At 72.3% G+C, this 21,547-nt stretch carries 22 protein-coding genes, 1 tRNA gene and 1 pseudogene; 19 read left to right on the forward strand and 5 right to left on the reverse strand.

What is annotated here, in order from left to right; translation table 11 throughout:
* Positions 1–4: 4 nt before the first annotated feature.
* Positions 5–1,756, reverse strand: coding sequence for a tetratricopeptide repeat protein (locus QM788_RS09475; protein ID WP_415661247.1), 1,752 nt, complete (start codon positions 1,754–1,756; stop codon positions 5–7).
* Between the two features lie 39 nt (positions 1,757–1,795).
* Here QM788_RS09475 and mutM point away from each other — a divergent pair, with 39 nt between their 5' ends.
* Together mutM and mutY are read left to right on the forward strand one after the other, a co-directional pair.
* A complete protein-coding gene (mutM, locus tag QM788_RS09480; RefSeq protein WP_415661248.1) occupies positions 1,796–2,614 on the forward strand; it encodes a bifunctional DNA-formamidopyrimidine glycosylase/DNA-(apurinic or apyrimidinic site) lyase in 819 nt (272 codons plus the stop codon).
* On the forward strand, positions 2,599–3,633 hold the full coding sequence (gene mutY, locus QM788_RS09485) for an A/G-specific adenine glycosylase (protein ID WP_415661249.1): 1,035 nt from the start codon (positions 2,599–2,601) through the stop codon (positions 3,631–3,633). The genes mutM and mutY overlap by 16 nt, the downstream gene beginning before the upstream one ends.
* A 15-nt stretch (positions 3,634–3,648) precedes the next feature.
* Here the strand turns inward: mutY and rapZ are convergent, their stop codons facing one another.
* Genes rapZ through QM788_RS09500 form a run of 3 tightly spaced genes read right to left on the reverse strand, consistent with a single transcriptional unit; the run spans position 3,649 to position 7,219 of the window.
* Positions 3,649–4,581, reverse strand: coding sequence for an RNase adapter RapZ (gene rapZ / locus QM788_RS09490; protein WP_415661250.1), 933 nt, complete (start codon positions 4,579–4,581; stop codon positions 3,649–3,651).
* Positions 4,578–6,296, reverse strand: coding sequence for a DNA repair protein RecN (gene recN / locus QM788_RS09495; protein WP_415661251.1), 1,719 nt, complete (start codon positions 6,294–6,296; stop codon positions 4,578–4,580). The genes rapZ and recN overlap by 4 nt, the downstream gene beginning before the upstream one ends.
* A 56-nt stretch (positions 6,297–6,352) precedes the next feature.
* Positions 6,353–7,219, reverse strand: coding sequence for an NAD kinase (locus QM788_RS09500; protein ID WP_415661252.1), 867 nt, complete (start codon positions 7,217–7,219; stop codon positions 6,353–6,355).
* Positions 7,220–7,287: 68 nt separating this feature from the next.
* On the opposite strand from QM788_RS09500, the gene hrcA reads away from it, so the two are divergent.
* Both hrcA and QM788_RS09510 read left to right on the forward strand, forming a co-directional pair.
* On the forward strand, positions 7,288–8,295 hold the full coding sequence (hrcA, locus tag QM788_RS09505) for a heat-inducible transcriptional repressor HrcA (RefSeq protein WP_415661253.1): 1,008 nt from the start codon (positions 7,288–7,290) through the stop codon (positions 8,293–8,295).
* A gap of 69 nt (positions 8,296–8,364) precedes the next feature.
* Positions 8,365–8,441: transfer RNA gene (locus tag QM788_RS09510), tRNA-Ile, on the forward strand.
* A 14-nt stretch (positions 8,442–8,455) separates the two neighbouring features.
* On the opposite strand, the gene QM788_RS09515 is transcribed toward QM788_RS09510, so the two are convergent.
* Positions 8,456–9,409, reverse strand: coding sequence for a LysR family transcriptional regulator (locus QM788_RS09515; RefSeq protein ID WP_415661254.1), 954 nt, complete (start codon positions 9,407–9,409; stop codon positions 8,456–8,458).
* A gap of 121 nt (positions 9,410–9,530) precedes the next feature.
* On the opposite strand from QM788_RS09515, the gene QM788_RS09520 reads away from it, so the two are divergent.
* From QM788_RS09520 to QM788_RS09590, 15 genes and pseudogenes are all read left to right on the forward strand, one after another.
* Positions 9,531–10,517, forward strand: a complete 987-nt coding sequence (locus QM788_RS09520; protein WP_415661255.1) for a 2Fe-2S iron-sulfur cluster-binding protein — start codon at positions 9,531–9,533, stop codon at positions 10,515–10,517.
* Positions 10,518–10,529: 12 nt separating this feature from the next.
* Positions 10,530–11,576 carry a gentisate 1,2-dioxygenase gene (gtdA, locus tag QM788_RS09525; RefSeq protein WP_415661256.1) on the forward strand — a complete coding sequence of 349 codons (1,047 nt, stop codon included), beginning with the start codon at positions 10,530–10,532 and terminating at the stop codon, positions 11,574–11,576.
* 21 nt (positions 11,577–11,597) lie between these two features.
* Positions 11,598–12,296 carry a fumarylacetoacetate hydrolase family protein gene (locus QM788_RS09530; protein WP_415661257.1) on the forward strand — a complete coding sequence of 233 codons (699 nt, stop codon included), beginning with the start codon at positions 11,598–11,600 and terminating at the stop codon, positions 12,294–12,296.
* A gap of 31 nt (positions 12,297–12,327) precedes the next feature.
* Positions 12,328–13,587 carry an aromatic ring-hydroxylating dioxygenase subunit alpha gene (locus QM788_RS09535; RefSeq protein ID WP_415661258.1) on the forward strand — a complete coding sequence of 420 codons (1,260 nt, stop codon included), beginning with the start codon at positions 12,328–12,330 and terminating at the stop codon, positions 13,585–13,587.
* Positions 13,588–13,590: 3 nt separating this feature from the next.
* Positions 13,591–14,073, forward strand: coding sequence for an aromatic-ring-hydroxylating dioxygenase subunit beta (locus QM788_RS09540; protein ID WP_415661259.1), 483 nt, complete (start codon positions 13,591–13,593; stop codon positions 14,071–14,073).
* Between the two features lie 8 nt (positions 14,074–14,081).
* Positions 14,082–14,399 carry a non-heme iron oxygenase ferredoxin subunit gene (locus QM788_RS09545; protein ID WP_415661260.1) on the forward strand — a complete coding sequence of 106 codons (318 nt, stop codon included), beginning with the start codon at positions 14,082–14,084 and terminating at the stop codon, positions 14,397–14,399.
* 48 nt (positions 14,400–14,447) lie between these two features.
* A complete protein-coding gene (locus tag QM788_RS09550; protein ID WP_415661261.1) occupies positions 14,448–15,653 on the forward strand; it encodes an ABC transporter substrate-binding protein in 1,206 nt (401 codons plus the stop codon).
* 9 nt (positions 15,654–15,662) lie between these two features.
* On the forward strand, positions 15,663–16,583 hold the full coding sequence (locus tag QM788_RS09555) for a branched-chain amino acid ABC transporter permease (protein WP_415661262.1): 921 nt from the start codon (positions 15,663–15,665) through the stop codon (positions 16,581–16,583).
* An 11-nt stretch (positions 16,584–16,594) separates the two neighbouring features.
* On the forward strand, positions 16,595–17,623 hold the full coding sequence (locus QM788_RS09560) for a branched-chain amino acid ABC transporter permease (protein ID WP_415661263.1): 1,029 nt from the start codon (positions 16,595–16,597) through the stop codon (positions 17,621–17,623).
* A gap of 53 nt (positions 17,624–17,676) precedes the next feature.
* Positions 17,677–18,075 (forward strand): annotated as a pseudogene (locus QM788_RS09565) (ATP-binding cassette domain-containing protein); the annotation flags it as partial.
* Positions 18,076–18,279: 204 nt separating this feature from the next.
* Entirely contained in the window at positions 18,280–18,357 is a 78-nt protein-coding gene (locus QM788_RS09570) for a hypothetical protein (protein WP_415662966.1), read from the forward strand.
* 19 nt (positions 18,358–18,376) lie between these two features.
* On the forward strand, positions 18,377–19,090 hold the full coding sequence (locus QM788_RS09575) for an ABC transporter ATP-binding protein (RefSeq protein WP_415661264.1): 714 nt from the start codon (positions 18,377–18,379) through the stop codon (positions 19,088–19,090).
* 3 nt (positions 19,091–19,093) lie between these two features.
* Positions 19,094–19,732 (forward strand): maleylacetoacetate isomerase, encoded by a 639-nt coding sequence (gene maiA / locus QM788_RS09580; RefSeq protein WP_415661265.1) that lies wholly within the window; start codon positions 19,094–19,096, stop codon positions 19,730–19,732.
* Between the two features lie 121 nt (positions 19,733–19,853).
* On the forward strand, positions 19,854–20,642 hold the full coding sequence (locus tag QM788_RS09585) for a class I SAM-dependent methyltransferase (protein ID WP_415661266.1): 789 nt from the start codon (positions 19,854–19,856) through the stop codon (positions 20,640–20,642).
* The gene (locus QM788_RS09590) at positions 20,642–21,454 is read left to right on the forward strand and encodes a DUF2520 domain-containing protein (protein ID WP_415661267.1); all 813 of its coding nucleotides are present in this window, start codon (positions 20,642–20,644) and stop codon (positions 21,452–21,454) included. The genes QM788_RS09585 and QM788_RS09590 overlap by 1 nt, the downstream gene beginning before the upstream one ends.
* Positions 21,455–21,547 lie beyond the last annotated feature (93 nt).

Here is a 21,547-nt window from a genome sequence, read left to right on the forward strand (position 1 = left end):
CCCGTCAAGGCGCCACCTTCAGCCGCGCCAGCGTCTCGCGCAGCACCTCGTTGCCGGGCTCGCGCTGCGCGGCTTCGGCGAACAGGCGGCGGGCTTCGTCCTGCGCGCCGCTGGCCCACAGCGCCTCGCCGAGGTGGACGGCGATCTCGGCGTCGGGCCGGCCGGCATGGGCCTGGCGCAGCAGCCGGATGGCTTCGGGCAGGTTGCCCAGGCGGAACTCGACCCAGCCCAGGCTGTCGACGATGACGGGCTCGCCCGGCGACAGCTTCAGCGCGCGCTCGATCAGTTCCTTCGCCTCGGGCAGGCGCAGCTTGCGATCGGCCAGCGAGTAGCCGAGCGCGTTGTAGGCGTGGTGGTAGTCGGGCTTGAGCGCGATGACCTTGCGCAGCAGCGCCTCCATCTCGTCGAAGCGGCCGAGCTTCTCGCCCATCATGGCCTGCTCGTAGAGGAAGCCGGTGTCGTCGGGATAGCGCGCGGCGGCGGCCTCCAGCACGGTGAAGGCGCCCTGGAAGTCGCGCTGCTCGCGCAGCAGCTGGGCCTCGGCCAGCAGCGCGGTGCGGATGTCGCCGTCGCTGGCGCCGGCGGCCGGCTGCAACAGCTTGCGGCCCTCGGCGAGCCGGCCCTGGCGGGCCAGCAGGCTGGCGCGGCGGTAGGCGACCTCGATGCCGCCGCCGTCCACCTGCCGCAGCGCGGCCTCGGCCGCCTTCAGGTCGCCGCGCTGCTCGGCGATCTGCGACAGCATCAGCCAGGCGCTGCGGCGGCCCTCGGCGCGCGCCTTGACCTCGGCGTCGCTGCCGGCGGCGGCCGGCGTGTCCAGCCGCTTCAGGCCCTCGCGCAACGCGGCCTCGGCGGCCGGCAGGTGCTTGAGTTCCAGCTCGACGGCGCCCAGCGCCAGCCAGGCGCCGGCGTCGTCCGGGGTGGCCTCGGTCAGCGTGCGGAACTCGCGCGCGGCGTCGCCCGGGCGCTGCGCCCGCACCAGCGCCCGGGCATAGGCCTGGCGCAGCGGGTGCTGGCCGGGCTTGAGCCTCAGGCGCTCGGTGATGAGGCTCTCGGCCTGCGGCTCGGCGGGCAGCAGGTCCACGGCGAGCTGCATCGCGTCGTCGTTGTCGGGCAGGGCCTGGTGGAGTTCGCGGGTCAGCGTGAGTGCGCGCGCGTTGTCGCCGGCCGCGACGGCCAGGCGCGCCTCGGCGAACAGCGCGGCGGGCTTGAGCGCGCCGGCCTGCGCGCGCAGCAGCGGCGACAGCGCGGCCAGCACGCCCTTGGGGTCGGGCGAGCGCTGGAACAGCCGCGGCAGCGTCGCGATGTAGCCGGGCCGCTGCGCCGCCGGGGCGATGCGCAGCAGCGCGGCCAGCGGCTGCGGCACCTCGGCGGGCTTGTTCATCAGCGCGAGCAGCTGCACGCTGCTCTGCAGCGCGTCGGTGGAGGTGGGCACGGTCTCGGCCCAGGCGCGCGACGCGGCCAGCGCCTGGTCGCCCGCGCGGGCCTGCAGCGCGATCTGGATGACGCGCTTGAACAGCGCCTCGTCGCCGGTGCGGCGCGCGGCGTCCAGCAGCACCTGGTAGGCCACGCCGGGCTGGCCGCCGCCCAGCTCCAGCTCGCCGATCAGCAACTGGTAGAACAGCGGCGCGTCCATCGCCGAGTTGGTGAAGGACTCGGCGGGCGGTGCCTCGGGCTTGGCCTCCTGCGCATGGGCGGCCAGGCCCAGGCACATCAGGACGGCAATGGCGGCGGCGCGGCGGCGGGCGGGCAGGGGCATTCGGACTCCAACGGCAGGCGCTGATTATGATTTCAGCCCATGCCCGAGTTGCCCGAAGTCGAAGTCACGCGCCGCAGCCTTGCCGGCGCCATCCAGGGGGCCCGGGTGACCGGCCTGCGCCTGGGAAAACCGCTGCGCTGGCCGCTCGGCGCGGACCCCGAGGCGCTGCTCGGCGCCCGCGTCGGCGAGGTGCAAAGACGGGGTAAATATTTGTGGCTGCCGCTGGAGGACCGGGGCGGGCTGCTGATGCACCTGGGCATGTCGGGCTCGCTGGCCTTCCTGGGCGCGACGCCGGCCGCCGGGCCGCACGACCATTTCGACCTGCACACCGACCGCGGCCTGCTGCGGCTGACCGACCCGCGCCGCTTCGGCGCCGTCGTCTGGGGCGCGGCGCTGGAGGTCAGCCCGGTCGCCGGGCTGCTGGCCGGCCTGGGCCTGGAGCCCTTCGACGAGCGCTTCGACGGCGCCCACCTGCACGCCCGCCTGCGCGGCCGGCGCGTGGCCATCAAGCAGGCGCTGCTGGCGGGCGACATCGTCGTCGGCGCCGGCAACATCTACGCCTGCGAGGCGCTGTTCATGGCCGGCATCGATCCGCGCCTGCCGGCGGGCCGGCTCAGCCGCCCGCGCGCCGACCGGCTGGCGGTGGCCGTGCGCGCCGTGCTGGGCCAGGCGCTGGCGGCCGGCGGCACGACGCTGCGCGACTTCCGCGACGCGCACGGCGTGGCCGGCAGCTTCCAGATGCAGGCCCAGGTGTACGGCCGAGAGGGCCAGCCCTGCCGGCGCTGCGGCGCGGCCGTCCGGCGCATCGTGCAGGGCGCGCGCTCGACCTTTTTCTGCCCGGCATGCCAGAAGCGCTGACCGCCGGCCTGGAGGACTTCGGCGCCACCGTCGTCGCCTGGCAGCTGCGCCACGGCCGGCACACGCTGCCGTGGCAGAACACCCGCGACCCCTACCGCGTGTGGCTGTCGGAAATCATGCTGCAGCAGACCCAGGTGGCGACGGTGCTGGGCTACTACGACCGCTTCCTGGCGCGCTGGCCCCGGGTGGTGGACCTGGCCGCCGCGACGCTGGACGAGGTGCTGGCGCAGTGGGCGGGCCTGGGCTACTACAGCCGCGCGCGCAACCTGCACGCCTGCGCCCGCGCGGTGGCCGAGCAGCACGGCGGCGAGTTCCCGCGCATGGCGGCCGGGCTGCAGGCGCTGCCGGGCATCGGCCGCTCCACCGCCGCGGCCATCGCGGCGTTCTGCTTCGGCGAGCGCGTCGCGATCCTGGACGGCAACGTCAAGCGTGTGCTCGGCCGCGTGCTCGCGTTCGACGGCGACCTGGCCAGCAGCGCCGCCGAGAAACGCCTGTGGGCCCACGCGACCGAGCTGCTGCCCGCGCGCGACACCGACCGCTACACCCAAGGCCTGATGGACCTGGGTTCGAGCATCTGCACCGCGCGCGTGCCCGACTGCCTGCGCTGCCCGGTGCAGCCGATGTGCCGCGCGCAGCGCGCGGGCGAGCCGACGCGCTGGCCCGTCAAGACGAAGAAGCTCAAGCGCGGCCGCCGCGAGAACTGGTGGCTGTGGGTGGAGCGGCAGGGCCGGGTGCTGCTGCAGCAGCGCCCGCCGACCGGCGTCTGGGCGGGGCTGTGGACGCTGCCGATGTTCGACGACGAGGCCAGCGCGCACGCGGCGCTGCCCGGCGCGCGGCTGGAGGCGCTGCCGCGCATCGAGCATGCGCTGACGCACTTCGACTGGGTGCTGCACACGCTGCGCGCCGAGGCGCCGGGCGCCGCGCCGGAGCTGCCGCCCGGCGGCACCTGGGTGGCGCGCGAGCAGCTGCGCGACTACGCGCTGCCCGCGCCGCTGAAAAAACTGATGCAGGGCGGCTGAGCTGGCGCGCCCGGCTCAGCGCGCGTCCAGCTCGCGGTGGCGGCGGAGCACGTGGCCGTGGTGGCTGAACTGGCGGGCCAGCATCTCGACCAGGTACACCGAGCGGTGCTGGCCGCCGGTGCAGCCGATGGCGACCGTCAGGTAGCTGCGCTGGTCGGCCGCGAAGTTGGGCAGCCAGCGCGACAGGAAGCCGGCGATCTGGCCCAGCATCAGCCCGACCTCGGGCTGCGCCGCGAGGTAGGCGGCCACCGGCGCGTCGCGGCCGGTGAAGGGGCGCAGCTCGCGGTCGTAGTAGGGGTTGGGCAGCACGCGCACGTCGAAGACGAAGTCCGCGTCGCTGGGCACGCCGTGCTTGAACGCGAAGCTCTCGAACACCAGCGTCAGCTTGGTGCCCGCGTTCGGGCCGACCAGGTCGCCCAGCCAGGCGCGCAGCTGCGCCGGGCGCAGCTGGCTGGTGTCGATGACGGTGGACTCGGCCTTCAGCCCGCCCAGCAGCTCGCGCTCCAGCTGGATGGCGTCCAGCAGCAGGCGGTGTTTCTGGTCGGCGCCGCCGTCGTCCAGGTCGCCGAACTGGGTGTCGCGGTCCTCGCGCAGCGGGTGGGGGCGGCGCGTTTCGGAGAAGCGGCGCATCAGGGCGTCGTTGCTGGCGTCCAGGAAGAAGGAACGCACCGGCACGCCGGCGGCGCGCAGGCTCTTCAGCAGCGGCAGCAGCATCGGCAGCGAGCCGACGCTGCGCACGTCCACCGCGATGGCCACGCGCCGCTCGCCGTGCTGCTGCTCCAGCTGCAGGAAGTCCAGCAGCAGCTCGGCGGGCAGGTTGTCGACGCAGAAGTAGCCGGCGTCCTCCAGCGCATGCATGGCCACCGACTTGCCGCCGCCGGACATGCCGGTCAGCAGCACCACGTCGCTTTGCAGATCGGCCTGCAGGTCGGCCAGCACTTCCTTCATGACCGGGCCTTTCTCGGCGTCGTGGGGCGTGTGGTGGCGGCGGTGGAGGCGTCCAGCATCTCCTGCGCATGCGCCAGGCTGGTGGAGGACAGCCGCTCGCCGCCCAGCATGCGGGCGATCTCGGCGACGCGCGCCTCGCCGGCCACCGGGGCGACGTGGCTGGCTGTCGCGCCGTCCTGCAGGCGCTTGGCGACGACGAGGTGGCGGTCCGCGCAGGCGGCGACCTGCGGCAGGTGGGTGACGGCGAGCACCTGGCGCCGCCCGGTCGCCGACTGCCCGAGCTGCTTCATCAGCCGGCCCACGGTCTCGGCCACCGCGCCGCCGATGCCGACGTCGATCTCGTCGAAGATCAGCGTGCCGGGCGCGGTGCCGCGCGCGGCCTGGGCGGCCTGGCTGGTGGTGACCGCGATGGCCAGCGCGATGCGCGACAGCTCGCCGCCCGAGGCCACCTTGGCCAGCGGCCGCGGCGTGCTGCCGGCGTGGCCGGCGACGAGGAACTCGGCGGACTCCGCGCCCCAGGGCTGCGGCGCGTCGGCGGCCTGCAGCGCGACGTCGAACCGGCCGCCGGCCATGCCCAGCTGCTGCATCGCGGCGGTGACGGCGGCGGCCAGCTGCGGCGCGGCGGCCCGGCGGGTGCGGGTGGCCCGGCCGGCCTCGGCGTCGTAGGCCTGGCGCGCGGCGGCCAGCGCGGCCTCGAGCTGCGCCGGGTCGCTGGCGGCGTCCAGCGCGGCCAGCTCGACCCGCCATTGCGCCAGCAGTGCGGGCAGCTCCTGCGGCTGGCGGCGGTAGCGGCGGGCCAGCGCCAGCCAGGCGGACACGCGCTCGTCCAGCTCGGCGAGCCGGTCGGGGTCCAGGTCGGTCTTGTGCAGGTAGGCGGCCAGCGTGTGGCTGGCGTCGGCGAGCTGGGCCTGCACGTCGCGCAGCGCCTGCACGGCGGGCAGCAGGCGGGCGTCGTGGTCCAGCACGCGCTCCAGGCGGTCCAGCGCGCCGCTGGCCAGCGACTGCGCGCTGGGCTCGCCGTCGTCCAGCGCGTCCAGCGCGGCGCGGGCCGCGTCCAGCAGCGACTGGCCGTGCGACAGCCGCTCGTGCTCGGCGTTCAGCTCGGCCCATTCGCCCTCGGCCGGGGCCAGGCCGTCCAGCTCGCCGATCTGCCAGGCCAGCCGCTCGCGCTCGCGCTGCGCGTCGGCCTGCAGGCCCCGGGCCCGGTCCAGCGCCTCGGCGGCCTGCTTCCAGGCGGCGTGGGCGCGGGCCAGTGGCGCGGTGTCGAGGCCGGCGAAGCCGTCCAGCAACTCGCGCACCGAGGCCGGGCGGTTCAGGCCTTGCCAGGCGTGCTGGCCGTGGATGTCCAGCAGGTGGTCGGCCAGCTCGCGCAGCTGCGTCAGCGTGGCGGCGCCGCCGCTGATCCACGCGCGGCTCTTGCCGGCGGCGTCGATGACGCGGCGCAGCAGCAGCGTGTCGCCGGGCTCGAAGCCGGCCTCGTCCAGCCAGCCGCGCAGGTGCGCCGGGGTGTCGAATTCGGCGGTGATCTCCGCGCGCGCGGCGCCTTCGCGCACGACGCCGGCATCGCCCCGGCCGCCCAGCGCGAGCTGCAGCGCGTCGATGAGGATGGACTTGCCCGCGCCGGTCTCGCCGGTCAGCACGGCAAAGCCGGGCTCGAAGTCGAGTTCGAGCGCGGGGACGATGACGAAATCCTTCAGCGACAGGTGGCGGAGCATGTCAGCGGTTCATGGGGTTGCGGGCCGCTCCCGGGGCGGCCCGCTGGACGGGGGCGTCATTCATACCAGCGGAGCTTGCGGCGCAGCGTCGCGTAGTAGCTCCAGCCCTTGGGGTGCAGGAAGCGCACGCAGTGCTGGCTGCGCCGCACCGTGATGCGGTCGCCGTGCAGCAGGCTGGCCAGGCCCTGCATGTCGAAGTTCACCGAGGCGTCGCGGCCGGCGACGATCTCCAGGCTCACCTCGCCCGCGTCGGGCAGCACGATGGGCCGGTTGGTCAGCGTGTGCGACGCGATCGGCACCAGCAGCCAGCCGCCGATGCTGGGGTGCAGCAGCGGGCCGCCGGCCGACAGCGCGTAGGCGGTCGAGCCCGTGGGCGTGGCGACGATGATGCCGTCGGCGCGGATGCTGGCCACCAGCTCGCCGCCGGCATGGATGCGCAGCTCGATCATGCTGGCCGTCTGGCCGCGGCTGAGCACCACGTCGTTCAGCGCCTGGCCCGAGAAGATGGCCTCGCCGTCGCGCCAGACCGCGCCTTCGAGCATGGTGCGCGGCTCGACCTCGTAGTCGCCGGCCAGGATGGGCGCCAGCGACTCGCGCCAGCGCTCGAACGGGATGTCGGTGATGAAGCCGAGCCGCCCCTGGTTGATGCCCACCAGCGGCAGGCCGTGGCGCGCCATGTCGCGCGCGAAGCCGAGCATCGTGCCGTCGCCGCCGACGACGACGGCCAGGTCGCACTGCCGGCCGAGCTCGTCGTTGGACAGCGCGTCATAGCCCGTCAGCCCGGTGTTCAGCGCCGTGTCCGCCTCCAGCGACACCTCCAGCCCCTGGCTGCACAGGAACTGGGCAATCTCCTCCAGCACCGGCCTGATGCCCGGCGCCTGATGCTTGCCCACGATGGCGACATGTCTGAAGCGCTCGGCCATGCGGCAAATTACACCACAGGGGTTTTGCCCGTCATGGGGGAATCCGGCGGGTTTCTAGAATGGGAACCATGCTGGACGAGCGCGCCAAATCCCTGCTGAAAACCCTGGTCGAACGCTACATCGCCGACGGCCAGCCGGTCGGTTCGCGCACGCTGTCCAAGGCCTCGGGCCTGGAGCTGAGCCCGGCCACGATCCGCAACGTGATGGCCGACCTGGAGGAGCTGGGCCTGATCGCCAGCCCGCACACCAGCGCCGGCCGCGTGCCGACGCCGCGCGGCTACCGGCTGTTCGTCGACACGATGCTGACGGCCCAGCCCGGCCTGGTCGGTGTGGACGCCGCGCCGCTGCAGCCGGACCAGCCGCAGCGCGTCATCGCCAGCGCCGCGCAGTTGCTGTCCAGCCTGTCCAGCTTCGTCGGCGTCGTGACGGCGCCGAGGAAGCCCAGCGTTTTCCACCACATCGAGTTCCTGCGCCTGGGCGAGCGGCGCGTGCTGGTCATCCTCGTGTCGCCCGACGGCGACGTGCAGAACCGCGTCATCTTCACCGCGCAGGACCTGAGCCAGGCCGAGCTCGCCGAGGCCAGCAACCGCCTGAACGCCGGCTACGCCGGCCTGACGCTGGAGGCCGTGCGCGAGCGCCTGCGCCACGAGGTGGACGCGCTGCGCGGCGAGATCGCGCAGCTGATGAGCGCGGCCGTGCAGGTCGGCAGCGAGGCGATGGCGCAGCAGGACGAGCAGCTCGTCGTCTCCGGCGAGCGCAACCTGCTGGCCGTGCAGGACTTCAGCCACGACCTCGGCAGCCTGCGCCGGCTGTTCGACCTGTTCGAGCAGAAGACGCAGCTGATGCGGCTGCTGGACACGTCGAGCCGCGCCGAGGGCGTGCGCATCTACATCGGCGGCGAGAGCCAGGTCGTGCCGTATGAAGAGCTGTCCATCGTGTCCGCGCCCTACGAGGTGGACGGCCAGGTGGTGGGCACGCTGGGCGTCATCGGCCCGACGCGCATGGCCTATGACCGCATGATCCAGATCGTCGACATCACGTCGCGGATGGTGGGGCAGGCGCTGAGCCAGCGCTGAGCCGGAAGCGGCCGCCCGAGGCCGGCGTGAGCCCGCCGGGGCATGCGACACTGGCGCCCCTCCGGGTAGGGGCCGTTAGCTCAGTTGGTCAGAGCAGAGGACTCATAATCCTTTGGTCGCAGGTTCAAGTCCTGCACGGCCTACCAAAAACGGGACCATGTCACTGCCGGGCTCCGCCGGACCCCGTGCTGGTTTCCTCGCGGGTCGTGGTGCCATCGGCGAACAGGTCGCAGACCACCCCGCGCAGCCACTGGTTGGCGGGTGAGCGGTGGGCCTGGGCGTGCCAGAAGACATTGATGGCGATGTCCGGCAGGCCGACGGGGTGGGGCCGGTAGGTCAGCCCAAAGGGCTCCGACAGTTCATGCGCCAGCCGCTCGGTGACGGTCGCGACGAGGTCGCTGTTCCTCAGGATGTGGCCGACGCTGACGAAGTGCGGGATGGAGAGCTTGACCTGCCGCTGGACGCCGGCCTTGCGCATCAGCTCGTCGACCTTGCCGTGCCCCGTGCCCGCCGAGACGATGACCAGGTGCTCGGCGGCCTTGAAGTCGTTCAGCGACAGCTTGCGCTTGTCGAGCGCGTGGGACTTGCGGAACAGGCACACATAGCGCTGCCTGAACAGCCGGCGCTGGAAGAAGCCGGCCTTGAGCTGGGGCAGCAGGCCGATGGCCAGGTCGACGCGGCCCGCCTCCATGTCGTCGCGGAGGTTGACGGTGGTGTTGCGCACCGTCGTCAGCGTGATGCCCGGCGCCTCGCGGCTGAGCCGCTCGATCAGCTTGGGCAGGAACACGATTTCGCCGATGTCCGTCATGCCGATGGTCATCGAGCGCTTCACCTCGGACGGGGTGAAGCGGGCGCGCTGGTTGATGCCGTTGTGGATCATCGACAGCGCGTAGCCCACGTGTTCGGCCAGCTGTTCGGCGAAGGGCGTCGGCGCCATGCCCGCGGGCGTGCGCACGAACAGGTCGTCCCCGAACTGCCGGCGGAGCCGGGCGAGCGAGTTGCTCACGGCGGGCTGCGTCAGCCCCATGACGTCGGCCACCTTGGACACCCGGCGCTCGGCCATCAGGTGGTGGAACAGGACGAGCTGGTTGAGGTCGATGTCGCTCAGTTCCATGCCGTGCCTCCGCCTTCCACATCACTCCCAGTGATGTTGCCTATTCAGGTGATTCTATTGGCTGAATGTTGCCGAGCGAACAACATGCGCTCCCGACGCAACCGCATGGGCCCTCGGCAGCATGGAAGTCCTGATCCAACCGTTGAACCGCCTGATCCAGGTTGAGCCGGGCGCCAACCTGCTGGAGGCGCTTCGCACGGCTCAGGTGCCGATGTCGTATTCGTGCATGGCCGGGCGCTGCGGCACCTGCCGGTGCAAGGTCATCGACGGCGAGGTGCTGGACGACGGGCGCGAGCAGCAGCGGCCGCTGGACGGCGACAGCTATGTGCTGGCCTGCCAGACCTACCTGACCGGGAGCTGCACCATCGAGATCCCGGAGCCGGACGAGGTGGTGGTCCACCCGGCCCGCATCATCAAGGCCACCGTGTGCGGGCTCGAGGACCTCACCCACGACATCAAGCGCCTGGTCCTCAAGCCCGCGAAGCCGCTCGACCACTCCCCCGGCCAGTACGTCCAGCTCCAGTTCACGCCCGAGCACGTCCGGCCGTACTCGATGGCGGGCGTCGCGCTGGCCGGCGGCGACCTGGAGTTCCACGTGCGCGCGGTGCCGGACGGGCGCGTGACCGGCCATGTGTTCAACCAGCTCAAGCTCGGCGACGCCGTGCGGGTCAGCGGCCCGCTGGGCACGGCCTACCTGCGCCGCAAGCACGAAGGGCCGATGCTCTGCGTCGCCGGCGGCACGGGCCTGGCGCCGGTGCTCTCGATCCTGCGCGGCGCCGTGGCCGGCGGGATGCGCAACCCGATCCATCTGTATTTCGGCGTGCGTTCGCCGCGCGACGTGTACGGCCAGGAGTGGCTGCTCGAACTCGAACGGGCGCATCCCGGCCTGAAGGTCCACATCATCGTGGCCACGGGGGGCGTTCCTGGCCGCGACCGGTGCGGCCTGGTCACCGAAGCCATCGAAGCGGACCTGGGCGACCTCACCGGCTGGCGCGCTTACCTGTGCGGCTCGCCGCCGATGGTCGAGTCCGCGTCGCTCGTCGCGCGGCGCAAGGGCATTGCCGCCGAGCACATCTACGCGGACGCGTTCTACACCCAAGGAACCTGAGGAGACCCCGACATGCGTGCAGCTGTCCTGACGCCCGACCAGCGGGCGGCCCGCGCCGCCTTCTACGAGCGCATCGGCACCCACCACATGACCCCGCTGTGGGAGGTGCTGGGGGCGCTGGTGCCGCCCCAGCCGCGCTCGCCGCTGCAAGCCGCCATCTGGCGCTACTCAGAGCTGCGCGAGCAGGTCATGGAGGCAGGCCGCCTCATCAGCGCCGAGGAGGCGGAGCGCCGCGTGCTGATCCTGGAGAACCCGGCGCTGCCGGGGAACTCGTCGATCACGCAGTCGCTGTACGCGGGGCTGCAGCTGATCCTGCCCGGGGAGGTCGCGCCGGCGCACCGGCACACGCAATCGGCGCTGCGCCTGGTGCTCGACGGCGAGGGCGCCTACACCGCGGTGGACGGCGAGCGCACCACGATGCGCCGCGGCGACTTCATCATCACGCCGGCCTGGACCTTCCACGACCATGGCAACCAGGGCCGCGATCCGGTGGTCTGGCTCGACGGCCTGGACATCCCCATCGTGCGCTTCCTCGACGCCGGCTTCGCCGAGAAGGGCGACGAGCTGTCGCAGGCGCTCAAGCGCCCCGAGGGCGATGCGCTGGCCCGCTACGGCGCCAACATGCTCCCGGTCGACTACCACGCCCGTCCCGCGGACCCGACGCGGGTGTTCGTGTACCCGTTCGAGCGCACCCGCGAGGCGCTGGTCGCGGTCGCCCAGGGCGCGCCCGATCCGCATCTGGGCCACAAGCTCCGCTACGTGAACCCGGCCACGGGCGCATCGCCGATGCCGACGATCGGGGCCTTCTCCCAGTGGCTGCCCGCCGGGTTCGAAACCCGGCCGTACCGCAGCACCGACGGCACCGTCTACGTGTGCCTGGAGGGGCGCGGCGAGGCGCGCGTCGGGGAGCGCAGCTTCCCCCTTCAGGAGAACGACATCGTCGTGGTGCCGTCCTGGCACGAGCTCCAGTTCCGCGCCGACCGCGACACCCTGCTTTTCAGCTTCTCCGACCGCCCCGTCCAGCAGGCCCTGGGCCTGTGGCGCGAGCAACGCAACTGAACGACCCACCGGGACATGACCATGAAACTCGCCCTCGAAGCCCCCGCGCTGAACACGCTCGCCGTCAACGGCCGCGAAGAGCGCTTCCCCGTCAACCGCGTGTACTGCGTCGGACGCAACTACGCCGCCCATGCCCGCGAGATGGGCAAGGACCCCGACCGCGAGCCGCCGTTCTTCTTCATGAAGCCGGCGAGCGCCGTCGTGGACGCCGCGTCGCCCGTGGGCATCCCGTACCCGCCGCACACGAAGAACTACCACCACGAGATCGAACTGGTCGTGGCCATCAAGAAGGGCGGCCGCGACATCCCGGCCGACCGGGCCCTCGAGCATGTCTACGGCTACGCGGTCGGCCTCGACATGACCCGCCGCGACCTGCAGCTGGAGGCGCGCGACAAGGGGCGCCCGTGGGAGTTCGGCAAGTCGTTCGCCCAGTCGGCGCCCATCGGGCCGCTGTTCCGCGCCGAGGACATCGGCCACCCCGGCGCGGCCGCGATCCGGCTCACCGTGAATGGCGAGCCCCGCCAGGCCTCGGACATCGGCAAGCTGATCTGGTCCGTGGCCGAGTCCATCTCGGTGCTGTCGGCCTTCGACGAACTGCAGCCCGGCGACCTGCTGATGACCGGGACGCCCGAAGGCGTGAACGCCGTCGTCGCCGGCGACGTGATGCGCGGCGCCATCGACGGCCTGGGCGAAATCGAGGTACGCGTGACCGGCCAGTGATGCGCGCCAGGCCGAACAACAGGAGACAAGCATGAACCCCGCATCGACGGTCTTCCCCGCCAAGCCGGCGTGGGAGCGCGAGGACACCTCGCGCATCCCCTTCCAGACCTACACCGACGAGCAGGTGTACCAGCGCGAGCTCGAGCGCTTCTTCTACAGGAACCACTGGTGCTACGTCGGCCTGGAGGCGGAGGTGCCCAACCCGGGCGACTTCAAGCGCACCGTGGTGGGCGAGCGCTCGGTCATCCTGACGCGCGACGCCGAGGGCGGCATCCACGTCGTCGAGAACGTCTGCGCCCACCGCGGCATGCGCTTCTGCCGCGAGCGCCATGGAAACCGCAAGGAGTTCGTCTGCCCGTACCACCAGTGGAGCTACACGCTCAAGGGCGACCTGCAGGGCGTGCCCTTCCGGCGCGGCGTCAAGCAGGACGGGCAGGTGCATGGCGGCATGCCGGCGGACTTCAAGACGGCGGACCACGGCCTGACCCGGCTGAAGGTGGCCGTCCGGGGCGGCGTGGTGTTCGCCTCCTTCGACCACGACGTCGAGCCCTTCGAGGACTTCCTCGGCCCGACGATCCTGGGCTACTTCGACCGCATGTTCAACGGCCGCAAGCTCAAGGTGCTGGGCTACAACCGGCAGCGCATCCCGGGCAACTGGAAGCTGATGCAGGAGAACATCAAGGACCCCTACCACCCGGGCCTGCTGCACACCTGGTTCGTCACCTTCGGCCTCTGGCGCGCGGACAACAAGTCGCAGCTCAGGATGGACGCGCGCCATCGCCACGCGGCCATGATCTCGACGCGCGGCACCGGCGGCAAGGCCGAGCAGGTGACGCAGGTGTCCAGCTTCAAGGAGACGATGCAGCTGAACGACCCGAGCTTCCTGGACATCGTCCCGGAGCCGTGGTGGAACGGCCCGACGGCCGTCATGACGACGCTGTTCCCGAGCGTCATCCTGCAGCAGCAGGTCAACAGCGTCTCGACCCGGCACATCCAGCCCAACGGGCACGGCAGCTTCGACTTCGTCTGGACGCACTTCGGCTACGAGGACGACAGCGAGGAGATGACGCAGCGGCGCCTGCGGCAGTCCAACCTCTTCGGCCCCGCCGGCTTCGTGTCGGCGGACGACGGCGAGGTCATCGAGTTCTCGCAGCAGGCCTTCGAGAGCAAGCCATTCCACCGGGCGCTGGCCGAGCTGGGCGGCCGCGGCGTGGAGGACACCGAGCACATGGTGACCGAGACGCTGATCCGCGGCATGTACCGCTACTGGCGTGAAGTGATGGAGGACTGAACGATGGCCGCAACCCTGAATTTCGAGGACTGGTTCGGCCTGACGCAGCTCTACGCCGACTACGCGGCCGCGGTGGACTCCGGCAACTGGGACCTCTGGCCGGAGTTCTTCGTCGACGACTGCGCCTACCGGCTCCAGCCGCGCGAGAACCACGAGCGGGGCTTCCCGCTGGCCACGCTGTCGTTCACGAGCAAGGGGATGCTGAAGGACCGCGTCTACGGCATCAAGGAGACGCTCTTCCACGACCCGTACTACCAGCGGCACATCGTCGGCGTCCCCGTGGTCCGCAAGGTGGACGGCGACCGGATCGAGAGCGAGGCGAACTACGCCGTGGTCCGCACCAAGCTGTCCGAGGCGAGCACCGTGTTCAACGTCGGGCGCTACATCGACGTCGTCGCGCGCACCCCGGACGGGCTGAAGTTCGCGTCGCGGCAGTGCATCTACGACAGCGAAATGATCCCGAACTCCATCATCTATCCCATCTGAGCACCGCCATGAGCAACGACAAATGGATCGACGCGCTGGGCACGGACGAGCTGCCCAGCGATGACGTCGTCGGCATCAGCGTCGAGGGCCGGGACATCGCGCTGTACACCGTCGGAGACGAGGTGTACGCGACCGACAACATGTGCACGCACGGCCAGGCCCGGCTGTGCGACGGCTTCCTCGAAGGCCACGAGATCGAGTGCCCGCTGCACCAGGGGAAGTTCGACGTCCGCAACGGCCAGCCCACCTGCGACCCCGTCACCGTGCCGCTGCGGTCCTATCCCGTGCGCATCGAGGGCTCGCGCGTTTTCCTCCAGCTCGACTAGCGTCCGGCCGGGCCCCCAATCACCCCAGAAACGACAACGGAGACAACGATGACCACTGCCGCATTCACGCTGAACCTTCCCCTTCTCACGGCGCTGCCGTGCCGCCCCGCCTGCCGCGCGCTCGGCGCCGCCGCGCTCCTCGGCGCCAGCCTGGGCGCCGGCGCCGCCACCATCGGCTTCGTCGCGCCGCTGTCCGGCCCGCAGGCGCTGGTCGGGCAGGACCAGCTCGACGGCTTCCAGCTCGCCGTGGACCAGCTCGGCGGCAAGCTGGGCGGCCAGCCGCTGAAGCTCGTCAAGGAGGACGACCAGCTGAAGCCGGAGGTCGGGCAGCAGGCGGTCCGCAAGCTGATCGACAAGGACAAGGTGGACGCCATCGTCGGCCTGTCCTTCTCGAACGTGCTGATGGGCAGCCTGCCGCGCATCGTGGAGGCCAACGTCGTCGCCATCGCCACCAACGCCGGCCCGTCGCCGATCGCCGGCGCGCAGTGCAAGGCCAACGTCTTCTCGATGGCCTGGCAGAACGACGGCGCCGCGGAAGCCATGGGCAAGTTCGCGCAGGACAAGGGGATCAAGCGGGCCTACCTGATGGCGCCGAACTACCAGGCCGGCAAGGACATGCTGGCGGGCTTCAAGCGCCACTTCAAGGGCCAGGTGGTCGACGAGGTCTACACCCAGGTCAACCAGCCGGACTACTCCGCCGAGATCGCCCAGCTCCAGGCGGCGTCGCCCGAGGCCGTGTTCGTCTTCTACCCGGGCGGCATGGGCATCAACTTCGTCAAGCAGATGAGCCAGGCCGGCCTGATGGGCAGGCTGCCGCTCTATTCCGTCTTCACGGTGGACGGCACGACGCTGCCGTCGCTGCGGGACGCCGCGGTGGGCACCATCAGCGGGAGCATGTACGACGCGGCGCTGGGCACGCCCGAGAACAAGGCCTTCGTGGCCGCGTTCCAGGCCAAGTACAAGCGCGTGCCGAGCCTGTACGCCGCGACCGGCTACGACGCCGCCCAGGTGCTCGACGTGGCGCTCCGCAACGCGGGCGGCGACCGCAAGAAGCTCGCGGCGGCGGTCAAGGCCGCGGGCGCCGCGTTCAAGTCGGTGCGCGGGCCGTTCCGCTTCGGCAATAACAACATGCCGGTCCAGAACTTCTACGCCTTCGAGACCTGGCGCGAGGCCGGCAAGGTGTCGACCCGCCTGGTCGGCACGCCGCTGCCCCACCATGTCGACGCCTACGCCGCGCAGTGCCCGCTGCCGTAAGGAGCCGACATGTCCGCAACCCTGCTTCTGGCGCAGCTGCTGAACGGGCTCCAGTACGGCGTCCTGCTCTTCCTGCTCGCCGCGGGCCTGACGCTGGTGTTCGGGATCATGAGCTTCGTCAACCTGGCGCACGGGTCGCTCTACATGGTGGGCGCCTATGCCGGCGCGCTCATCTACGGCGCGACCGAGTCGTTCGCGCTCGCGCTGCTCGGCGCCGTGGCGATCTCCCTCGTGGTCGGCATGGTGCTCGAGGTCGCCATCGTCTCGCGCCTGTACCGGCGCGACCACCTGGACCACGTGCTCGCGACCTTCGGCCTGGTGATGTTCTTCAACGAGCTGGTGCGCATCGTCTGGGGCCCTCAGCCGCTGTTCGTGCAGGTGCCCGAGGCGCTCGGCGGCACGGTGACGCTGTTCGGCGTCAACTACCCGGCCTACCGCTTCGCCATCATCGTCGTCGGCCTGGCCGTGGCGGTTCTGGCCCACCTGGTGATCCACAAGACCCGCCTGGGGATGCTGATCCGTGCCGGCGCGCAGTACCCGCAGATGGTCTCGGCGCTGGGCGTCAACATCGGCCTGCTGAACGCGGTGCTCTTCGGCCTGGGCGCCATGCTGGCCGGCCTGGCCGGCGCGATCGCCGGGCCGGTGCTGTCGGTCCAGTCGGGCATGGGCGAGTCCGTGCTGATCGCCACGCTGGTCGTCATCGTCATCGGCGGCATCGGCTCCATCAAGGGCGCGCTGTATGCCTCGCTGATCGTCGGCCTCGTGGACACCTTCGGCCGCGTGCTGCTGCCGCTGTGGCTTCGGCAGGTCGCGGAACGCTCGCTCGCCGACGCCGCCGGGCCGGCGCTGGCGTCCATGAGCGTCTACCTGCTGATGGCCCTGGTGCTCGCGTTGCGACCGCAAGGCCTGTTTCCCGTCCGACGCAGCTGAACGGTGGCGCCATGAACTCCCTTCTTTACCGCCCCTCGCGCCTGGTCCCGGTGCTGCTGCTCGCCGCGCTGGCCGCCGTGCCGGTGGCGGCGGGCGCCTCGGACCAGCCCTTCTGGCTGTCGTTCTTCGCCCGCATCCTGATCTACGCGATCGCCGCCTCGGCGCTCAACCTGGCCCTGGGCTTCGGCGGGCTGGTCAGCTTCGGCCATGCGCTCTTCCTCGGCGTGGGCAGCTACGCGGTCGCGCTGCCGGCCGCGCACGGCGTCGCCGACGGCTGGCTGCACCTGCTGCTGGTGCTGGGCAGCTGCGGCGCGCTGGCGCTGCTGGTGGGCGCCATCAGCCTCCGGACGAGCGGGATGTCCTTCATCATGATCACGCTGGCGTTCGCCCAGATGGGGTACTTCCTGTTCGTCAGCCTCAAGGCCTACGGCGGCGACGACGGCATGGCCGTGTCGGCGACCAGCCGCTTCTTCGGCATCGACCTGGCCTCCGCGGACGCCTTGTACGCGGTGGCCTGGGGCGTCCTGGTGCTGCTGATCGGCTGGATGGCGCGCCTGCGGTCGTCGACCTTCGGCATGGCGCTGCGCGGCGCCAGGCAGAACGCCCGGCGGGTGCAGGCCATCGGGCTGCAGCCGCAGCGCATCAAGCTGGCCGCCTTCGTGCTCTCCGGCATGGTCTGCGGCGTCGCCGGGATGCTGCTGGCGAACATGAACGCCTACGTGTCGCCGAGCACCCTGGCCTGGACGGTCTCCGGCGACCTGATCGTCATGGTGGTGCTCGGCGGCATGGGCACCGTGTTCGGCCCGGTGCTCGGGGCCTTGCTGTTCCTGGGCCTCGAAGAGGTGCTGAAGGGCTACACGGAACACTGGATGGTCGTGATGGGCCCGCTCATCGTGCTGATGGCGCTGCTGGGCCGCGGCGGGCTCATGGGCCTGCTCGAACGGCTGGACCGCCGCGTCGCCGGCCCCCCGGCCCCGCCGCCGCCCGACGCCGCAGGCCAGACCCCCACGGAAGGAGACGCATCGTGGCAGCCGCGCTGACGACCAACGCCCTGGTGAAGCGCTACGGCGCCTTGCTGGTGACCGATTCCGTGTCCCTGGACGTCAGGCTCGGGGAACTGCACGCCATCATCGGCCCGAACGGTGCGGGCAAGACGACGCTCATCAACCAGCTCAGCGGGGAGCTGAGCCCGCAGTCGGGCAGCGTGAGCTTCGACGGCCAGGACGTCACCGCGCATCCGGTGCACCGGCGCGCCCGGGCGGGGCTGCTGCGGTCGTACCAGATCACGTCCATCTTCGAAGAGTTCACGGTCCTCGAGAACGCCACGCTGGCCGCGCTCGCGGTGACCGGCCACCCCTGGAAGTTCTGGCGCCCGCTGCTGGGCAACCCGGCGGCCGTCGAGGCCGGGCGCGAGGCCGTCGCGCTCGCGGGGCTCGCGGCGGCCCAGGATGTCGTCGCGGGCGAACTGGCGTATGGCCAGCGCCGCCAGCTCGAGCTGGCGATGACGCTGGCGGCCAAGCCGTCGCTGCTGCTGCTCGACGAGCCGATGGCCGGCATGAGCCCCCAGGAGTCCCAGGCGGTGACGGCGCTGCTGCGGCAGCTCAAGGGCCGGTACACCATCCTGCTGGTGGAGCACGACATGGATGCCGTGTTCTCGCTGGCCGACCGCATCAGCGTGCTGGTGTACGGCCGGCTGATGTTCACCGGCAGTCCGGAAGCAATCCGCGAGCACCCGGAGGTTCGGGCCGTCTACCTCGGCGAAGAACCGGTCTAGCCCCTCGAGCCCACCCATCATGAACAGTCCATACCTGTCGGTCCGGGGCCTGCAAGCGGGCTACGGCCGCGCGCAAGTGCTCTTCGACATCTCATTCGACGTCCAGCCCGGCGAGGTCGTCACGCTGCTGGGTCGCAACGGCATGGGCCGGTCGACCACCATCAAATGCCTGTTCGGCATGCTGCCCTGCTCGGCCGGCGAGATCCGCCTGGCCGGCGAGCGGGTGGACCGCCGCGCGCCCCACCGCATCGCCCGCGCGGGCCTGGCGCTCGTCCCGGAAGGCCGCCAGGTGTTCTCCGACCTCACGGTGGAGGAGAACCTGGTCGCCACCGCCCGCCCGCAACGGGCGGCGGGAACGGGCTGGTCGCTCGGGCGCGTGTACGAGCTGTTCCCGCGCCTGCAGGAGCGGCGCGGCAACCTGGGCTCGCAGCTCTCCGGGGGCGAGCAGCAGATGCTCGCCATCGGCCGCGCGCTGATGACCAACCCGCGGCTGGTCGTCCTCGACGAGGCCACGGAGGGCCTCGCGCCCATCATCCGCGACGAGATCTGGCGCACGCTGCGCCGCCTCAAGGGCGAGGGCCTGGCGCTCATCGTCATCGACAAGAACGTGGGCCGCCTGCTGGACCTCGCGGACAGGCACTACATGATCGAGAAGGGGCGCATCGTCTGGAGCGGCGACTCCGCGAACCTCCGCGCCCAGCCCACGCTCGTCCACCAGTACCTCGGCGTCTGACCCATGAAACTGCACGACTTCTTCCGCAGCGGCACCTCGCACCGCCTGCGCATTGCCCTGAACCTGAAGGGGATCGGGTACGAGCAGATCGCCGTCGACCTGCGGCAGGAGGCCCACCTCCGCCCGGAGTTCAAGGCCATCAACCCCCAGCAGCTCGTGCCCGCCCTGGACATCGGCGACGCCATCCTGACGCAGACGCCGGCCATCATCGAGTGGCTCGAAGAGCAGTTCCCGGACCCGGCGCTGCTGCCGCCCGGGCGCCTGGACCGCGCGCACGTGCGGGCCCTCGCCGCGGTGGTCGGGTGCGACATCCACCCGGTGAACAACCGGCGCATCCTCGAGGCGCTCCGCCACCGTTTCGCCGCGGACGACGCCGCGATCAACGCGTGGTGCGGCACGTGGATCGCGGCGGGCTTCGACGCCTACGAGGCCTTGCGCGAGGCGCACGGCGCCGGCGGGCGCTTCTCCTTCGGCGACGCGCCCACGCTGGCGGACGCCTACCTGGTCCCGCAGATCGAAAGCGCCCGCCGCTTCAAGGTGGACCTGGGCCGCTGGCCCATGCTGGCCCGCATCGAGACCCACTGCCTGGAACTCGACGCCTTCGAAAAGGCGGCCCCGGCCGCCCAGCCCGACGCGGCCTGACCCGGCCCGGCTGCCGTGCGTCGCCATCGAGCGGCGCCGCGCGAGCCCGGCCGCGTCGCCTGGCGGCCGCCCTGGGGCCCGATACTGGCCCGCCATCCCGCCGCCCCAAGGAGACCGCGCCATGAAGACCTGGCCCGCCACCGCCTCGCTCGCCCTCGCCCTCGCCCTGCCGCTGCTGGCCGCGCCGGGCGCCCAGGCCCAGCCCGCCGACCCGCTGCGCGCCGCCGTCGCGGACGGCCACCGCAGCGTTGGCAACGTCGCGCGCGACGCGTGGCGCCACCCCTACGAGACGCTGGCCTTCTTCGGCGTCCGGCCCACCGACACCGTCGTCGAGCTCGCGCCCGGCGGCGGCTGGTACACGGAGATCCTGGCGCCCTACCTGCGCGAGCAGGGCCAGCTCTACGCGGCCGACGGCGGCAGCGCCCGCTTCAAGGCCAAGATGGACTCGCTGGCCGTCTACGGCAAGGTCAGGATCACGGCCTTCGACCCGGCCAGGGGCCTGATCGACATCGCCCCGCCCGGCAGCGCCGACGTGGTGCTGACCTTCCGCAACGTCCACAACTGGATGGCCGGCGGCAGCGCGCAGGCCGTGTTCGACGCCGCCTTCAAGGCGCTGAAGCCGGGCGGCACGCTGGGCGTCGAGGAACACCGCCTGCCGGCCTCGCGCCCGCAGGACCCCAAGGCAGGCAGCGGCTATGTGCAGGAAGCGGCGGTCATCCGGTTCGCCGAGGCCGCCGGCTTCCGGCTCGCCGGCCGCAGCGAGGTCAACGCCAACCCCCGGGACACGGCCGACCACCCCGAGGGCGTGTGGACGCTGCCGCCCACGCTGGCGCTGAAGGACCGGGACCGCGCCCGCTACCAGGCCCTCGGCGAGAGCGACCGCATGACGCTGAAGTTCGTCAAGCCCTGATGGACGCGCGCCGGCATGCGGTGATCGGCTACGGCCGGCTGGCCCGGGCGCTGGTGCCCGCGCTGCGCGCGGCCGGCGAGGCCGTCGCCGTCGGCCGGCGCCACCCCGGCGAGGGCGAGTCCACGCCCGCCGCCGCGGCGGCCGGGGCCGACTGGGTCTGGCTGACCGTGCCCGACGACCACCTCGCCGCCGCCGCCGCCGCGCTGCCGTGGCGCGCCGGCCAGCTCGCGCTGCATTGCAGCGGCGCCACGCCGCTGGCGGCGCTGGCGCCGGCCCCGGCGGCAGCGGGCTTCCATCCGCTGAAGCTGCTGGCCGGCGATGCCGGCCTGGCCGGGGCGTGCGTGGGCATCGAGGCCGGCGCGGCGCACCGGCCGCCGCTGCAGGCGCTGGCGCTGCGGCTGGGCCTGGTGCCGCTGGCGCTGCCGTCGCCGATGGACGCGGCGGCGCGGGCGGCCTACCACGCGGCCGCCAACCTGGCCGCCAGCGGCGTGCTCGCGGTGCTGGCCGAGGCCGGCGCGCTGTGGGCCGCCGCCGGGCTGGCGCCGGGCGAGGCCCTGGCCGCGCTGCTGCCGCTGGCGCGCGGCGCGCTGGACACCGCCGCCGCGCGCGGCCTGGCGGGCGCCGTGTCCGGCCCGATCGCGCGCGGCGATGCCGGCGTGCTGGCGCGCCACGTCGGCGCGCTGGCCGCCGCCGGCCTGCCGGACGACCTGCTGCTCGCGCTGGGCCGGCGCCAGCTGGCGCTCGCCGAGGCCGCCGGGCGGCTGGACGCGGCGCAGGCCGCGGCGCTGCGGGCCGTGCTGAGCGGCGGCTGAGCAGCGTTCGGGATCGTCCGTGACATAGGCCGCGCCCGGCGCCGCGCGCGGCGCGGCGGGCGGGGAGGGGCGGCCTAAACTGCCGCGGTCCGG

The sequence above is a fragment of the Roseateles sp. genome (genome assembly GCF_047654785.1).
Taxonomy (GTDB): domain Bacteria; phylum Pseudomonadota; class Gammaproteobacteria; order Burkholderiales; family Burkholderiaceae_C; genus Pelomonas.

What these genes read in the sequence shown, in the direction of transcription:
- QM788_RS09570 (WP_415662966.1), top strand. Translation starts at nt 18,280, where the DNA reads ATGTTCACCGGCAGTCCGGAAGCAATCCGCGAGCACCCGGAGGTTCGG.
- recN (WP_415661251.1), bottom strand. Translation starts at nt 6,296, where the DNA reads ATGCTCCGCCACCTGTCGCTGAAGGATTTCGTCATCGTCCCCGCGCTC.
- QM788_RS09520 (WP_415661255.1), top strand. Translation starts at nt 9,531, where the DNA reads ATGGAAGTCCTGATCCAACCGTTGAACCGCCTGATCCAGGTTGAGCCG.
- QM788_RS09575 (WP_415661264.1), top strand. Translation starts at nt 18,377, where the DNA reads ATGAACAGTCCATACCTGTCGGTCCGGGGCCTGCAAGCGGGCTACGGC.
- QM788_RS09540 (WP_415661259.1), top strand. Translation starts at nt 13,591, where the DNA reads ATGGCCGCAACCCTGAATTTCGAGGACTGGTTCGGCCTGACGCAGCTC.
- QM788_RS09560 (WP_415661263.1), top strand. Translation starts at nt 16,595, where the DNA reads ATGAACTCCCTTCTTTACCGCCCCTCGCGCCTGGTCCCGGTGCTGCTG.
- QM788_RS09530 (WP_415661257.1), top strand. Translation starts at nt 11,598, where the DNA reads ATGAAACTCGCCCTCGAAGCCCCCGCGCTGAACACGCTCGCCGTCAAC.
- mutY (WP_415661249.1), top strand. Translation starts at nt 2,599, where the DNA reads ATGCCAGAAGCGCTGACCGCCGGCCTGGAGGACTTCGGCGCCACCGTC.
- QM788_RS09590 (WP_415661267.1), top strand. Translation starts at nt 20,642, where the DNA reads ATGGACGCGCGCCGGCATGCGGTGATCGGCTACGGCCGGCTGGCCCGG.
- QM788_RS09475 (WP_415661247.1), bottom strand. Translation starts at nt 1,756, where the DNA reads ATGCCCCTGCCCGCCCGCCGCCGCGCCGCCGCCATTGCCGTCCTGATG.
- QM788_RS09535 (WP_415661258.1), top strand. Translation starts at nt 12,328, where the DNA reads ATGAACCCCGCATCGACGGTCTTCCCCGCCAAGCCGGCGTGGGAGCGC.
- hrcA (WP_415661253.1), top strand. Translation starts at nt 7,288, where the DNA reads ATGCTGGACGAGCGCGCCAAATCCCTGCTGAAAACCCTGGTCGAACGC.
- maiA (WP_415661265.1), top strand. Translation starts at nt 19,094, where the DNA reads ATGAAACTGCACGACTTCTTCCGCAGCGGCACCTCGCACCGCCTGCGC.
- gtdA (WP_415661256.1), top strand. Translation starts at nt 10,530, where the DNA reads ATGCGTGCAGCTGTCCTGACGCCCGACCAGCGGGCGGCCCGCGCCGCC.
- QM788_RS09550 (WP_415661261.1), top strand. Translation starts at nt 14,448, where the DNA reads ATGACCACTGCCGCATTCACGCTGAACCTTCCCCTTCTCACGGCGCTG.
- QM788_RS09545 (WP_415661260.1), top strand. Translation starts at nt 14,082, where the DNA reads ATGAGCAACGACAAATGGATCGACGCGCTGGGCACGGACGAGCTGCCC.
- QM788_RS09515 (WP_415661254.1), bottom strand. Translation starts at nt 9,409, where the DNA reads ATGGAACTGAGCGACATCGACCTCAACCAGCTCGTCCTGTTCCACCAC.
- QM788_RS09500 (WP_415661252.1), bottom strand. Translation starts at nt 7,219, where the DNA reads ATGGCCGAGCGCTTCAGACATGTCGCCATCGTGGGCAAGCATCAGGCG.
- QM788_RS09585 (WP_415661266.1), top strand. Translation starts at nt 19,854, where the DNA reads ATGAAGACCTGGCCCGCCACCGCCTCGCTCGCCCTCGCCCTCGCCCTG.
- QM788_RS09555 (WP_415661262.1), top strand. Translation starts at nt 15,663, where the DNA reads ATGTCCGCAACCCTGCTTCTGGCGCAGCTGCTGAACGGGCTCCAGTAC.
- rapZ (WP_415661250.1), bottom strand. Translation starts at nt 4,581, where the DNA reads ATGAAGGAAGTGCTGGCCGACCTGCAGGCCGATCTGCAAAGCGACGTG.
- mutM (WP_415661248.1), top strand. Translation starts at nt 1,796, where the DNA reads ATGCCCGAGTTGCCCGAAGTCGAAGTCACGCGCCGCAGCCTTGCCGGC.